Genomic DNA, 15365 nt, shown 5'->3' with positions numbered 1-15365 from the left:
AGATGGTAGAAAGCCACTGCCTTCATTCCTCATGCGAGCAGAGCTTTCATTCACAGCCCGACTCGCTGCGCTCGCCTGTGCCGCTCACTATAGCTGATATCTATCGTAGAGCCGCTATCACCGATTCTTCTCCACGAACGCCTTGAGCTCCGGATACCCTACATTGCCATAGCCGATGATGCTGTCCACCGGCTTGCCGTCCTTGAAATACACGATATCCGGGATCGTCTCGATGTGATAGCGCTCTGCCAGTGCTTCATCCTCATCAATATTCACGCCGTAGATCGGGATGTCGATCTCCTCCGACAGCTTCACGATCATCGGCTGCAGGCGGCGGCAGTAGCCACACCATGGTGCGCTGAAGCCGGCGATCATATCGCCCTTTGCGAGCACCTGATCAAAATTTTTAGTACCTGTGATCATTTGAATCATGGTTCATTCCTCCTTTCTGGAATATCGATTGTTCTCTATGTGTATTCTATCATGGATATCGATACATGTCAATATAATCATCATAGATGGATTCGTGTTGCTCCCCACATGCCCGAAAATGGAAAAATAATATTCATTGAAAAGCCAAAGCGGCAATAAAAAAGGATCGCATCGCTGCGATCCATCACTTGCTGGTGGAGATGAGGGGAGTCGAACCCCTGTCCAAAAAGCCTGTCCCATAAACCTCTCCGAGTGCAGTTCACTGTTTTAAGATTTAAGCAAAGTATCGTACAGGAACAAACTGCCTTTGCCGATCTCGGAATTGTTTTCGAAACGAAAGTCCCAAGCATCCTTCCGCTCTATCCTATTGGTTGATGTCAGCCTGCGGTCATAGGAAAACCGCAGGGGACATTAGCAGATTAGGCTGCTAAAGCAAAATCACATTTTGCGTTTAGGTTTTTCCACCGTTTAACGGGCAGGTGGGATCCCGACTCGCTGTTTATGTCCCAGAATCTCCTGTCGAAACCGGTACATCCCCAAAGGTACTTATCTATTGTATGCGATAAGAAGGAAAATGTCAATTTAGCCGCCCGTGGGGAAATAAGGAAGTTTGAAAGCAGGGATGAGGGACTAGGGATTAGGAGCCGCAAGTAACTGGTGACTAGTGACTGGTGACTAAATACCATCTTCGGGCATTGCCATTATTTATACTCCGCGGCGCTTCTATAGTCTTATGCGCCGCACCACCATTTCGCATTTCTCATTTCTAATTTCTCATTCAAGCGAGGCTTTCAAACGCAATCAAAGGGCACCCCGCCCCACGGGCTAACGCTGATTAAATCGTTGTCAGATTTAATCAGTGTTTCCTTAAGGCGCACGCTCTACTCCCCGCGCGTGATATCCGCATACGCAGGGCGAGCGCCCATGGATTCCGCACTCTTGACCGCATCAAGGACGGCAAGGCGGATGGCTTCTTCTGCTAGATAGCCCACCGTATCGACAGGCGCGGCGATCTCTCCGGATGCCATGGTGAAGACGGTATCCCCATCCATCGTGGTGTGGACGGGGCGGATGGATCTGGCGAAGCCATCGTGTGCCATACCGCTCACCGCCTTGCATTCCGCCTTGGTGAGCTTCGCATTCGTTACGACGCAACCGATGGAAGTATTGCCGCCAAGGATACGTTCAAATCCGTTGAGCATGAAGTCGTGCGAAGAAAGGATGGTTTTCTCATCATCGGAAAGAATACCGGCGAGCGTGGTCTCTTTGTCGTACACTTCGCCGCACGCATTGACAGCCATGTAGGCCCCGACGCAGAGTCCGCTTTCGAGGGAGATCTCAGCATAGCCGGCGCCACTCTTCATGGCATGCTCTGCACCCTTGAGCTTGCCGACCGTCGCGCCTGTCCCTGCACCGTAGCAGCCGACGGGAAATGTCACATCCGCCCGCTTCGCCGCCTCGTATCCCATGGCAAGATCGGGATGGGCTTTCGGATCACCTATCAAAAGGTCGAAGAGCACCGCGCCGCAGACGATCGGTACAGACACCGGCCCTACGGGAAATCCGACACCGTCTTCTGCGAGAGCATTCATGACGCCGCTGTCGGCTTCCAGGCCAAAGGCAGAGCCGCCGGAAAGGACCACGGCGTGAATCTGCTGCACCGTTTTCTCCGGAGAGAGAAGATCCGTCTCCCGTGTCCCCGGTGCGCAGCCGCGTACATCGCCCCCTGCGGTCGCACCCCCTTCAGGCGCCAGAATGACGGTCACGCCCGTAAGACCCACACGGTCTTGCGCCGTGCCGATGCGAAATCCCGGGACAGATATGGTACGTGTGATCATAGAAATTCTCCTTTCGGCTTTCGGGGAAATAAGTGACTAGGGACTAGTGACTAGGGACTTGTGACTGGTGGTTAGGGATTAGGGATTTTAGTATTACGATTTGTCAACGTCTGGACTTAGTTAGAAGTGTGAAGTGCGGGAAGGGGGCACACAATTCATATAGTGCCCCAATACCCCCTCATTATATAAAACAATTTGTTTGTTATTTACATAAAACTCCTCGGCGCTTCCTAATTTTATGCGCCGTACCTTCACCCCTCACTCCTAACTCCTCACTCCTAACTTTAATCAGTGTTTCTTTACATTTCCCCTTTTCTTGCCATCTGAAGGCAGAGCGCAAGATCAGCAGGGATCGGCGCTTCGAAGTGCAGGGCCTTGCCCGTCACAGGGTGGCGAATATCGAGTGTCCACGAATGGAGTGCCTGCCCTTCGATAGGGAAATGGTCTTTTTTCCAGCCATAGAGCGGGTCATTTACGACGGGATGGCGGATGTGTGCCATGTGGACGCGGATCTGGTGGGTACGTCCGGTTTCCAGCTTGCACTCGATCCATGAGTAATGCGGCATGAATTCAAGTACACGGAAATGGGTGACGGCATGCTTGCCGGTCTTAGGCTGTACGTCCCATTTCATGCGATCCTTCGTACTGCGCCCCAGGGGGAAACGGATGACGCCCGTATTTCCTTCCATCTGCCCATGGACGAGAGCGACGTAGTGACGCTCCGCTTCATGTGTCGCGATCTCTTCCTTCAGCACAGGGAAGGCTTCCTTCGACTTCGCGACGACCATGACGCCTGAGGTATCCTTGTCAAGGCGGTGTACAATGCCCGGACGTATGGGATCCTCGCAGGCCTCAAAAAGCGAAGGACCGACATGGAAGAGGAGTGCATTCACCAGTGTGCCATCCGGATTGCCCGAGCCGGGATGCACGACCATGCCGCGCGCTTTATTGATGACCAGCATGTGTTCATCTTCGTAGAGGATATCAAGCGGTATATCCTGCGGAATGAGCGCGATCTCCTTCTTCTCTTCCCAGGAGAAGGAGATCTGATCGCCTGTCTGCACATGGTAATTCGGACGGATCATCTTGCCATCTGCGAGCAGCGCACGGCCGTCTTTGATCCATTTCTGCACTTCAGAACGGGTGAGCCCGGAGGCCTCTTTCAGGAACTGGTCAAGACGCTGTCCTGCTTCTTGCTCGGTCACAACGTAAATTTTCTCACTCATGCTTCATGTCTCCAAAAATAAAATACGATCAGTGCCACACCGACACAGATGAAAATGTCTGCCACATTGAAGATCGGCCAGATGCGGAAATCGAAGAAGTCCACCACGCCGCTGATACGCACGCGGTCGATGGCATTTCCCAAAGCCCCTCCGAGCAGCATACCGATCGCGGCGGAAAAATAGCGGGGCTCTTTCGGGATGCGTTTCCGGAAAAAGAAGAACGCACCAAAGAGCAGGATGACGATCGCAAGGAAAAACCATCTCTGATACGCCAGAATGCCGAAGGCCGCACCGGGATTGATGATGTAGGTCAGATGAAATACCCCGGAAATGAGCGGGATCGATTCTCCCCAGACCATGTGCTGCTGGACGATCCATTTCACCAGCTGGTCAAGCACGGTCACGAATAAAGCTATATAAACTGTCAGCATAGTATCCTCCTATATATTGCTTTATTATAGCATGAGAGAGAGGGTGCGCGCAGTAGGGAGTTTTTTTGTGGGAACGGGGCGGGGTTAGCCCGTGGGCGGGCAATGCTATTAAGTTAAGGAAATCGTTAGCTCCGTAACGTCTTGCTTCCCCCTTTGGGGGAAGTGCCGAAGGCAATAGGGGCATGCTAGCGGTATAACGTGCTATGTTGAATAGTCCGATGCTATCGATATTCCAACACTTTCATGCAATACCGCTACGTAGCCCCCTCAGCCCTTCGGGCAGCTCCCCCGATGGGGAGCCAAGAACGTTCTTCCGCTTAACTTAATAGCATTACGTGGGCGGGGCGCCCCTTGACTTTGGATGGAAGCTCTGCTCGAATGAGGAATGAAGGTGGCGGCTTCGCCGCGAATATATATAGGGCGATGCCTGAAAGTGGTGGGAGCAGCGATACGGGGGAAACGCATTTCCAACATACGGGGGAGCCAACCCCGTCTCGCTACGCTCGACAGCCCCTTCCAGAGGAAGGGGCGAGAATGTGGGGCTTTTCGAGTGTATCAATCCCTCCTTCCTTTGGAAGGAGGTGCCCGCAGGGCGGAGGTTGGGCGACGCAGAGCGGAGTGAAAAAGGAGCGTCTCAAGTCGACGATTTACGAAAGCACCCTATCCACCGCTGACGCGGTCCCCCTTCCCCAATGGGGAAGGCTACGAAACGAGAATACCGCTATCCCAGAAACAAAGCCTTCCCCGCGTGGGGAAGGTGGCGAGCGAAGCGAGCCGGATAGGGTTCTAGCGGTATGAAAGAGAGCGGGAAAGATCGTCTCAAGTCGACAATTTACGAGAGCACCCTATCCACCGCTGACGCGGTCCCCCTTCCCCGATGGGGAAGGCAAAGAGGTGCGAAAGTCTGATGTCTTCTAGTCTCCTAGTCTCCAGTCACTAATCCCTGGCTACTCATCCCTGCTTTCACACTTCGGGGTTGTGGTAGCGGCTTCGCTGGAAAATAGAAAAGGCGATGCCTGAAGGTCACTGAAATGCTGCCTTCGGACATCGCCACTATTTATACTCCGCGGCGCTTCTATATGGTTATGCGCCGCACCACACCCCTGAACCCTGAACACAGAGTTGAGTAGCTAGGGATTAGGGATTAGGAGCGCCGAGTGACTAGTGACTGGTGACTAGTGACTGAAATACTACCTTCGGGCATCGCCCCATTTATACATTGCGGCGCTTCTATATTTTTATGCGCCGCACCACACCCCTGAACCTCGAACCCTTAATAATTCACAAACACTTCGATATTCTGTCTGCCGAAGTTATAGCAGTCTTCGAAAGACTCCATGCAGAGGTCGATGCGGTTACCGACGATCGCACCGCCGGTATCTGCTGCGACAGCATGACCATAGTTCGGGATGAATACATTCGTACCGAGTGGGATGACGGAAGGATCGACCGCCACCGTGCCGTGACCGGCCTGTGTACCGGTCGCAGTGATGCCGCTGCCGCCTCCATCGCTCGGATGATATGCGCTCGCATGCATATTGGCGACCCAGCCCATCGTCCCTTCTGCTTTACCGGTCTTCATAATGCCCGGCGTGCCATCAGAGAGAACCTTGGCATGAGCGATGACCGTCTTCACGACCTTGCCGCCGGAGATGAATTCATCGATCTCCACTTCCCGTTCGCCGGGGATCCCCTCCTGGACGACGACCTCCTGATCCTCCCCGAGGCTACCATCATACCATTTATTATAGTGGATCGGCATCGCCTCCTTGCGGAAGACCTTCCTCGCAGTATACGGAACGACGTGGATCTGCATGCCTTCCTTCACCTGCATCAGACCGTCTTCGATCGGCATCATCTTCTTCCAGTCGAAGCCCGCATCATTCACCACGCCCTGCACCGTCTGCTGCGTCGTATAGACGACCTTTTTCTTGCCATTCGCGATGATGGAAACAGGCACCGCCCGCTCCACCACGATGACTGCGCCGTCCGTGACGTCCTTTGTGCTTGTCCAGAATGTGTCATACGCCTTCAGTGATACATGGAGGTCGCTTAATACATTCTTGAAATTGGAGGCTGCCGTAGAAATGACCTGCTTGTGATCCCCATCATATACGGTCACTGTCTTCGCGTGACTGCCACCCAGAAAATCTAAAGATGCTGCCGCAAGATCCACCTGACTTCCCAAGGCAGCCGCCGTCAATATACATACTAATACTTTTTTCGCTTTGTTCATCGTTGAAGGTTTCATAAATGCATCTCCTATGGCCGCTATTCTACCATAGAGAGACTTTTTGTCAATTTTTCCGATGTTGACAATAATAGAAGCCCGCATTTATTCCGTATTTATCGAATATTTCTTGCATATTCTCCAATATACATCGCACACTATTCTTTGTCTCGCTTTTTGTCATATCACGATTTTTATCTGATATTATCGAATAATATTCATCAATCAAATTGTCAATCTTGTATTTCCCCAATAGACATTTGAGAATTATTAACGAATTATGAATCAGTCTATCTCCCATGTTATCGTTTCTTTCGCATTTTATGCATTTCGACCCCCGCCCGATTGTCAACCCCGAGCCGACTTCATCTCTCATCCGAGATAGCCCAACTTTGTCCCATCTTTGACCTTTCGTTCTTCTCATTTTTTCGTAAAGTGGGAAATTCGCCCGCCAAAATCCTTGAAATTTACAATTCTTTCCCAAAAAGAGAAGATGGCAGAAGGAAAAGTGGATAATAGAGAATCAAAGCTCATGGAACGTGCCATTCCTTGATCGCTTGCGAATGACAAAGATTTCTCGCTTCGCTCGAAATGACAATACGAGAGAGTCTGCCGTCTCTTAGGCTCTTAGCCTTTAGCCGCTAGTCACTAGCCACCAGTCACCAGTCACCAGTCACTAGTCACCAGTCACTAGTCACCAGTCACTAGTCACCAGTCACTAGTCACCAGCCACTAGTCACCAGCCACGCAAAAAAGCCGAAGCATTCGCTTCGGCTTTTCCTTAGCATGATTTACTTTTCTTTTTTTCCAAAGACAGGCATGTAGGGTTCCATTTTCTGCGCGAGGGTCATTTCATCTTCGCGGTCACGCTTCTCTGCGATACGCTGGAATTCAGCCTGGGCGCCCACTTTATCAGCAGGTGCGATCTCCTTTTTCCACATGCCATCAGACTGCATGATGTGCGCTTTCTGATTGTCCGCGAGCTCCATATTGACCATGGTCTTCAGACGATGGCAGAGATCGGCGTCACGCACAGGGATCATGAGTTCGACGCGGTCATTGAGGTTTCTTGGCATCCAGTCCGCACTGCCGATATACAGCTCTTCACGACCGCCATTGGCGAACCAGAAGACACGGCTGTGCTCCAGGAAGCGGCCGACAAGGCTTCTGACGGTGATGTTGTCGCTGACGCCGGGGATGCCCGGGATGAGTACGCAGATGCCGCGGATGATGAGCTCGATCCTGACGCCTGCCTGAGAGGCTTCGTAGAGCTTATCTATGATCTCCTTATCGAGGAGGGAATTCATCTTGGCGACCATGTGTGCCTGCTCGCCCTGCTTGGCGAAGGCGATCTCGCGGTCGATGAGCTCCATGCAGCGCTGGCGGAGATTGATCGGCGCGACGATGAAGGAGTCCCACAGCGGCGGGTCAGAGTAGCCGGAGAGCAGATTGAAGAAGGCAGAAGCATCGCTGCCGAACTGGTCATTGCAGGTGAATACGCCGAGATCCGTATAGAGCTTGGCTGTGGATGCATTGTAATTGCCGGTCGCGACATGGACGTAGCGGCGGATGCCGTCCTTTTCGCGACGGATGACGAGCGTACACTTCGAGTGCGTCTTGAGCCCGACAAGGCCATAGATGACATGTGCGCCTGCTTTTTCAAGGCGGCGAGCCATCAGGATGTTATTCGCTTCATCAAAGCGTGCCTTGACTTCCATGAGGACAGTGACCTGCTTGCCGTTCTGCGCTGCTTTTTCGAGCGCCTGAATGATCGGCGAGGAGGAAGCCACGCGGTACAGGGTCTGCTTGATGGCAAGGACATCGGGGTCAGCCGCAGCAGAAGCGACGAAATTGACGACAGAGTCTTCAAAAGATTCATAGGGCAGATGCACGAGGAGATCTTTCTCACGGATCATCTCGAAAATATTCTTTCGACCATCCTTTTCGAGTTGGATCATGGACCAGGGGCGATGCGGATGCGCTTCCGGATAGCGGAGACGGTCGTAGCCCTTGATGCCGCAGAAGGAAAAGAACATCGTCATATCGAGCGGTCCGTCGATCTCATACAGATCCTCCTTCGCGAGGTGCATCTCCTGCGTCATGAAGCGCTGCATGAAGCGGCTGGTGCCTGCTTCGAATTCGATACGCACGGCCTCCCCGCGCTGGCGTTTTTTCAGCTGGCGCTCCACCTCGACGACGAGATCCTGTGCATCTTCTTCATCGATGGCAAGATCCGCGTCACGTGTGATGCGGAAAGGATGTGCTTCCAAGAGGTCGTAGCCGATGAAGAAACGGGAAGCAAAGTGACGGATGACCTGCTCCAAGAGGACGAAGTCGTGGCGTCCCTTCTTTTCCGGATCATCCGGCAGGCGGACGATACGAGGGAGCAGCGATGGCACTGGCACGATCGCTGTCTTCACATCGATATCATTTTCCTCATCCAGCGAAAGGTCACGCTCATTCCTTTCGAGCAGCATCGCAATATTGAGGCTCTTCGAAGCGAGGAACGGGAACGGATGCGAGGAGTCGACGGCCATCGGCGTGACGACTGGGAATACCTGCCGCTCGAAATAGTCCTCCATCCATTTCTTCTGCGCTTCTGTCGCATCTTCCGGATGGATGAAGTAGAGCCCTTCCGTGCGAAGCTCGGACAGGATCATATGAAGGAAACGGTACTGGCGCGCGACGAGCTTCTGGCAGGTGTCGGAGATCTGCTCGAGCTGCTCCTCCGGTGTCATATGGGCGATGTCACGGCGCTTCACGCCATTTTCCTTCTGGTGCCTCAGCCCCGCCACGCGGATCATGAAGAATTCATCCAGATTCGAACTCGTGATCGCCAGGAATTTCAATTTTTCCAGCAGGGGATTGTTCGGATCCACTGCTTCCTGCAGTACGCGGCGATTGAACTGCAGCCACGACAGCTCGCGGTTCAGATAATAATGCTGATGTCTATCCTGCATGTCCATAGTTACCTCCGCTCCAATTTGGCTTCCATGCCAAATACCGTTTCAAACATTGTTTTTTCTTTATTAAACAGCCATGTCTCCAAAGCCGTATCCTCACTCGACTCATACTCGATGACAAGTGCATCCCCCGAGATATGGGCCGAAAGATCTTTCAGCTTCTGCTTCCTCGACATATCCATCGCACGGACCAGACGGAAGATGGCTATCAGCTTCAGCGCCGTCATCTTCGACTCATCCGACAGGATACGGAATGGCTCATCGTCATCATTCGGGATCCCCTTGTGATCATAGTAGACGATGCACGCCACGATATCTTTCTCTCGGTCGGAGATCCCGAAAATATCCGTCCCGCGAACCATATTCCACGCCTGCATGGACGAGCCCAGAAGATTCACATACTTCCCGATCTGGTACAGGATGATCGCCATGCGAAGCAGGAATTCATCACGGTCATTGAGCCCATTTCCGCGGTCAAAGGCCTGAACGATCACTTTGCTGTAGAGCTCCATCGCCTTCGCATGCACCGGTTCATAGTAATAGTCTGCCGCGATCGAGCGCGTCAGCTCCAGATTCTGCGCGCGCATGTACGCAAGTGCCGGATCATTCGTCTTCTGCGCCCCATAGAAGAGCGATGCCGAGCGCACGAAGGTCATCCCCATCATGACTACATGCTTCACGGGGATCGCATTCAGGATCTCCTGATAAATATGCAGCGTCGGCGAGACAGTGAGCGCCCATGCCTCACTGATGTGATACTTCTGCATGATCATCGAAGTAGAGAATTTTCCCACCTCGTCATACACCTTGCCGAATTCCTGAGGCTTCACCTCTGCGATATCCCGCCGATCAAGGTCATGGTGCAAGAGCATCGCGACGATCCTCGCCTCGCGTCCCGAGAGAACGACCGTATCGATGTCATACTTTCTGATCGATACCCAGAGCGGCTCCATGATCGCATGGATGTACTCCGCCAGCGCTTCCGGGAAATAGCGCGACTCGCGCTGGTTCGTCGTGAACGTCTCCAAAAGCCGCAGCGTCCCGATGTGTACATTGTGCTGGTAGCAGAGCGAGCCCTTCTCCCACACCGTCAGCCCCACGCAGCCCGACGTGATGTCGACGAAGAGGAAATTCTTCCCCAGACGCTCATTCGCCGCCCGGTTATACTGCTTCAGCTGGTAGGAAAGGCCGAAATGCTTAAAATAGATCTCCTGCGGCATGTCCACGACCTGCACATTGAATCCCGTCTTGACACGGATCAGATCCAGGATCGAGCGGCAGTTATCCGCCTCACGGAAAACCGCCGTCGCATACGCCGCATATACCTTCACCTGATAATCCGACAGCAGCTGCTTCAAGCCATTCAGCATGCGGCAGAGCTTCCGGATCGAAGCGAAAGACAGATTCTTATGATTGAATACCTCTTCCCCAAAGTTCGTATCCTTCCTCACGGACTCGATGACACGGACTTCATTAACATTCTTGTACTCCACGATGCGAAGAGACAGATTCGACGAGCCGATGTGAATGATACCGTAAATGAGCGGCTTTTGTTCCGACATAAGTGGCCCTCCTTTTATAAATGAATATGCGATATAAGCGTTCAAACGCCATGCAGGGCAGAGCAACGCGAAAAATGTGAAGTGTGAAATGGTGGTGCGGCGTCTTCTTTTTTATGTGCCGCTCCCGCGCCTCTCACTTCTGCCCCTTTTGTCTCGCCATATGTTTCATGACAATGGGTTGTACGTATTGGACACATCTCTATCCTAGCCCATCTGCGTAAAAAGCAGGTAAAAGACTGGCAAAGTTCCCCTTTATAATTATACCATGAACCGCCGGAACGTCGGCGGCAAGGATAGGCTTTCTGTTAAAGGAAATTCTGATAGTATGGTATGGAAAAAGCGTAGGATCAAAAGATCCTGTATAATGACGTGATGTAGGGCAACAGCAGTAAAAAAGAGAGAAGCCCGTCAGGACTTCCCTCTTTGGAATTTCATTTTTCTCAAAATCGTACTTGTTTATCACAGTACCTCAAGCGACAATACCAAAATATATCAGTTAAGGCCTCACTGCCACGAGAGCTTACTACCATCTACCAGACGAAGTTTCTGCGACGAGGAGCTTCCGCTGCCGGTTCCGCCACTTGAACCAGAACCGTCCGTAGGGAATCCAAACTCTTCGAAAACAAACGAACCATGGTTAGACTGAAGCATTAAGTCATGCGTTAAAATAGTACCTCTGAATGTTCCATTTTCAAAATTGAGCGGCGTATTGTTTGCATATGGCGTATACAATACGCCACGAAAATCGTGACCATTTCCATTAAAATGGATTTCAGTCGGCCACCAGGGATTCTTTTCCGGAAGGCAAAAAATAATGGGGCGCTTGATATCCTCTTGCAAATTGATATTCACTAAGACAAAAACGCCTTTGAGATAAACATAAACAGGCTCATTTTGATTTCCACCCAGATTTTTAAGATTCAGCGAAAAATTTCCGACCCCCGGTTCCCCGGTTAGAAGAATTCTATTGGACTGCGTTCCATTGTAATCGCCATTCGGCAAAGAATAATTCTGCTCTCCTTTAGGCGGCGTAAAATAATTGGCAGAATCCGAAAACATTTTTTCAATAGCCTCATTAGACTTTTGACAAAACGCCGTAAAATCACTCTCATTACCCTTCTCCATAGGGCTATAAAGGCCTTTTTGAACGGCATCATTTCTTGGCAAATTTCTAGCTTCTTTGGTAAAGAACTTTTGGAATTCCGGCTTATTGTAATTGGCATTATAAAAATCCTGATTATAGCAAACCACATGCCCATCATAAGTCGAAGCTATCGGATTGTTATTGCCATTGACCCAACCCCATTCCGTCATTTGACCATCCGTACCATTATTATTGTTAAATGTTCCGGACATGCTCCCGCTAAAAGAAGCCAGGCTATCGAATTTCAACTGCTCATTCGATTGCTCATTCGATTTCGTCGGAATCACTGCCACCGCTTCTGCCTCAATATTGAATAGGTCTTCTTTAATGCCCACAAATTTGATAAATGTCGTAGGTATCGACTCCTGAAGAAGGACGCGATAATACGATACACCATCCACCGTCTTCGCCTGGGGCAGCTTTTGGAATGATGCTCTCCCATTCCCCCAATTCACTTTCGCATAAGTTTCCGCCTGCGCATCTGCCTTTGGATGACTATCGACAGTCTCTTGATTCATAGCAAAAGCAGCGGCACCAGCCAGAGCCGCTGCATCTGCCGCCTTCTGCAGGCGCGCGTGACGGGCAAAGCCATTCCCAAGGTCCACCGCGAGCCCCGCGCAGCCGAAGAGGATCGGAATCAATATCGCAAAAAATACCATGTACGCTCCGCGCTCATTCTTGATGCGGGAAAGCAGTCGATTCAAAAAAGTCATAGTATCACCTCATAGCGAAGCAATAAGAAATGAAAAATGCGAAATGAAGAGTGAGGAATGATGGGGCGGCGCGCAAAAGCAAAAGCGCCACGAAGTTATATAATGACAGCTATTTCCGAGATACAATTCCAGCCACTGGTATAGCGATTTGTTAACTTCTGGACTTAATGAGAAGTGGTGGAATATCTTGGCTCCCCGATGGAGTAATGCTATTAAGTTAAGGAAATCGTTAGCTACGCAGCCTCTTGCTTCCCCCTTCGGGGGAAGTACCGAAGGCAATATGTGCAAGCGAACTGGATTTTTAGGAGCGTAGCGACGCTAAAATCCAGTGAGACGCCATTTCGAGAAAAGCGAGATGGGGCATGCTAGCGGTATAGCGTGCTATGTTGAATAGTCCGATGCTATCGATATTTCAACACTTTCATGCAATACCGCTACGTAGCCCCCTCTCCCCTTCGGGGAGAGGGGGCTACGACGCTCATTCTGACTGCATTTGTATGTCGATTGAAAGTCCTCTTCATCGAAATACGCAATGCCAGCCACCAGTTACCAGTCACGAAAAACCATATTCGCCATTAGTATACCATAATCTCCCTAGAAATTTGAAATGAAAAGCCGCATGCAAAAACGCCCGCCGGATAGCGGACGTTTTCATTGATCAGAGTGACTGGTGGCTAAGGACAGTGACCGGCACGCAAAGTGCGGTCATCGCCCATTTCTCACTCCGCGGCGCGTCCTTATCTGTTGCGCCGCTCCACCATTTCTCATTTCTAATTTCTCATTTCTAATTTCCTAGTCACACGCAAAAACGCCCGCCAGATGGCGGACGTTTTCATTGATCAAAGTAACTGGCGACTAGCGCGCGGAATGCGGGCATCGCCGTTTACAAAAATCGACGCGGAGCGTCGCTCCGCCTAAGGCTTCGCCGCAAATATTTATGGGGCGATGCCCGAAGGTCTGTTGATCACAGGTTTTCCTCGTATCGTCAGCCTTCCCCTCGAGGGGAAGGTGCCCCAAAGGGGCGGATAGGGCACAGGCGGTATGAAAGAGGATGGAGAAATGCGTCTCAAGTCGACGATTTACGAAAGCACCCTATCCACCGCTGACGCGGTCCCCCTTCCCCAATGGGGAAGGCGATTCCTGCTCAGCGGCGAAGCGCCACCTTCATGCTTAATTCCTAATTCCTCATTTAATTCCCTTCCAGTCTCGCTACGCCGAGCGGCGGGCTTTCAAGGAAGGTGACTTTCGGATTTCTCTGGGCGAGCCAGCCGGCCTGCCATGCATTCGGCAGGAGGTAGACAGGACGCTCGCGGCGGTCATAGACGACCATCGCATTGTCGATGCCAATAAGCTCTTCCGGCGGGACATCGCCCTCGGTCCAGCGGGCTGCGGTGTAGGAGAGAGGCTCCAGATTCACATGGACATTATATTCATTTTCCAGCCGGTACTTCATGACTTCGAACTGCAGCTGGCCGACAGCGCCGATGATGAAAGACTCCATGACGTAAGGCTGCTTGTAGACCTGGATCGCCCCTTCCTGCGCGAGCTGGGAGACACCATTCAGGAACTGCTTTCTCTTCATGCTGCTTTCCGGAGACAGGCGGGCAAAAAGCTCCGGCGGGAATACCGGGAAATCAATGAAGGTGACCGGATGCTTCTTCTCGCAGACGGTATCGCCGACACCGAGCTCACCGGTATCGAAAAGACCGATGATGTCGCCCGGGTAGGCTTTCTCGACCGTCTGTCTTTCCGTCGCGAGGAACTGCTGCGGCTGGGAGAGACGGAGCATCTTGCCGCTCTGGCGATGCAGGACGGTGATGCCTTTCTCGAAGACGCCCGAGCAGATACGCATGAAAGCGACACGGTCATGATGCTTCGGGTCCATATTTGCCTGGATCTTGAAAATGAAACCGGAGAACGCCGGATCTTCCGGCTCGATGGTGCCTTCCAGCGTCTTTCTCGCTTCCGGCGGCGGCGCAAGCTCGAGGTATTTCTCCAGAAATGGCTGTACGCCGAAATTCGTCATAGCCGACCCGAAGAACATCGGTGTCAGCTCCCCTTTGGCGACTTTTTCCGCATCGAAGGGATCGCCCGCTTCATCAAGAAGCTCCAAGTCATCACGGAGCGCATCCAAAACTTCCTGCCCGACCTGAGAAACGATGGCTTCGTCATCGATCTTGCCGGAGATCACTTCCAGCTTCTTCACGCCATGGGCATTGTCCTTGATGAAGATATGGCACATCTCCGTCTCACGGTCATAGATGCCCGTGTAGTCACCGTTCACACCGATCGGCCAGTTCATCGGACAGGAACGGATGCCAAGCACATCTTCAATGTCCGCCATCAGATCGAACGGATTCTTACCGAAATGGTCGATCTTATTCACGAAGGTGAAGATCGGGATCCCGCGATCCGAGCAGACCTTGAAGAGCTTCTTCGTCTGCGCTTCGACACCCTTTGCCACATCGATGACCATGACCGCCGAGTCGACGGCCATCAGCGTGCGGTAGGTATCCTCCGAAAAGTCCGCATGCCCCGGGGTATCCAGGATATTGATGCGGCAGCCCTGGTAGTCGAACTGCAGCACCGAGCTCGTGACAGAGATCCCGCGCTGTTTTTCGATTTCCATCCAGTCAGACACCGCATAGCGCGCCGTCTTCCTCGCCTTGACGGAGCCTGCGAGATGGATCGCACCCCCGTAAAGCAGTAATTTTTCCGTCAATGTCGTCTTGCCGGCATCCGGGTGGGAAATGATCGCAAACGTCCGGCGGCGTTTGATTTCTTCTAAGTCAGTCATATTGCACCTCAATCAAAAATATACATCGC

9 protein-coding genes and 1 other RNA gene are annotated in these 15365 nt (G+C 51.9%); all 10 read right to left on the bottom strand.

The features are described from left to right. Window positions 1-117: 117 nt before the first annotated feature. The 10 genes from ACGG9R_RS02765 to ACGG9R_RS02720 all read right to left on the bottom strand — a co-directional run bounded on the left by ACGG9R_RS02765 (window position 118) and on the right by ACGG9R_RS02720 (window position 15336). Window positions 118-432: a thioredoxin family protein gene (locus ACGG9R_RS02765; RefSeq protein WP_390151167.1), complete on the bottom strand. Its 315-nt coding sequence runs from the start codon at window positions 430-432 to the stop codon at window positions 118-120. A 192-nt stretch (window positions 433-624) separates the two neighbouring features. Continuing rightward, window positions 625-970, bottom strand: a transfer-messenger RNA (tmRNA) gene (gene ssrA / locus ACGG9R_RS02760). Between the two features lie 343 nt (window positions 971-1313). Next, on the bottom strand, window positions 1314-2270 hold the full coding sequence (locus tag ACGG9R_RS02755) for a P1 family peptidase (protein ID WP_390151164.1): 957 nt from the start codon (window positions 2268-2270) through the stop codon (window positions 1314-1316). A 299-nt stretch (window positions 2271-2569) separates the two neighbouring features. Continuing rightward, on the bottom strand, window positions 2570-3496 hold the full coding sequence (locus tag ACGG9R_RS02750; RefSeq protein WP_390151161.1) for an RluA family pseudouridine synthase: 927 nt from the start codon (window positions 3494-3496) through the stop codon (window positions 2570-2572). Continuing rightward, window positions 3493-3927 (bottom strand): signal peptidase II, encoded by a 435-nt coding sequence (gene lspA, locus ACGG9R_RS02745; protein WP_022106381.1) that lies wholly within the window; start codon window positions 3925-3927, stop codon window positions 3493-3495. The genes ACGG9R_RS02750 and lspA overlap by 4 nt, the downstream gene beginning before the upstream one ends. Window positions 3928-5200: 1273 nt before the next feature. After that, entirely contained in the window at window positions 5201-6178 is a 978-nt protein-coding gene (locus ACGG9R_RS02740) for a 3D domain-containing protein (protein WP_390151158.1), read from the bottom strand. Between the two features lie 770 nt (window positions 6179-6948). Beyond that, window positions 6949-9117 (bottom strand): polyphosphate kinase 1, encoded by a 2169-nt coding sequence (gene ppk1 / locus ACGG9R_RS02735; RefSeq protein ID WP_390155052.1) that lies wholly within the window; start codon window positions 9115-9117, stop codon window positions 6949-6951. A gap of 8 nt (window positions 9118-9125) precedes the next feature. Continuing rightward, window positions 9126-10682, bottom strand: coding sequence for a Ppx/GppA phosphatase family protein (locus tag ACGG9R_RS02730; RefSeq protein WP_390151155.1), 1557 nt, complete (start codon window positions 10680-10682; stop codon window positions 9126-9128). A 504-nt stretch (window positions 10683-11186) separates the two neighbouring features. After that, window positions 11187-12539, bottom strand: coding sequence for a TadE/TadG family type IV pilus assembly protein (locus ACGG9R_RS02725; RefSeq protein ID WP_390151153.1), 1353 nt, complete (start codon window positions 12537-12539; stop codon window positions 11187-11189). A 1189-nt stretch (window positions 12540-13728) separates the two neighbouring features. Further along, window positions 13729-15336, bottom strand: coding sequence for a peptide chain release factor 3 (locus ACGG9R_RS02720; protein WP_390151150.1), 1608 nt, complete (start codon window positions 15334-15336; stop codon window positions 13729-13731). Between the last annotated feature and the right edge of the window lie 29 nt (window positions 15337-15365).

Source organism: Dialister sp. i34-0019-2H8, assembly GCF_042846925.1.
Taxonomy (GTDB): Bacteria; Bacillota; Negativicutes; order Veillonellales; family Dialisteraceae; genus Dialister.
The sequence above is the reverse complement of the archived record's forward strand: the minus strand, read 5'-3'. Positions and strand labels throughout refer to the sequence as shown.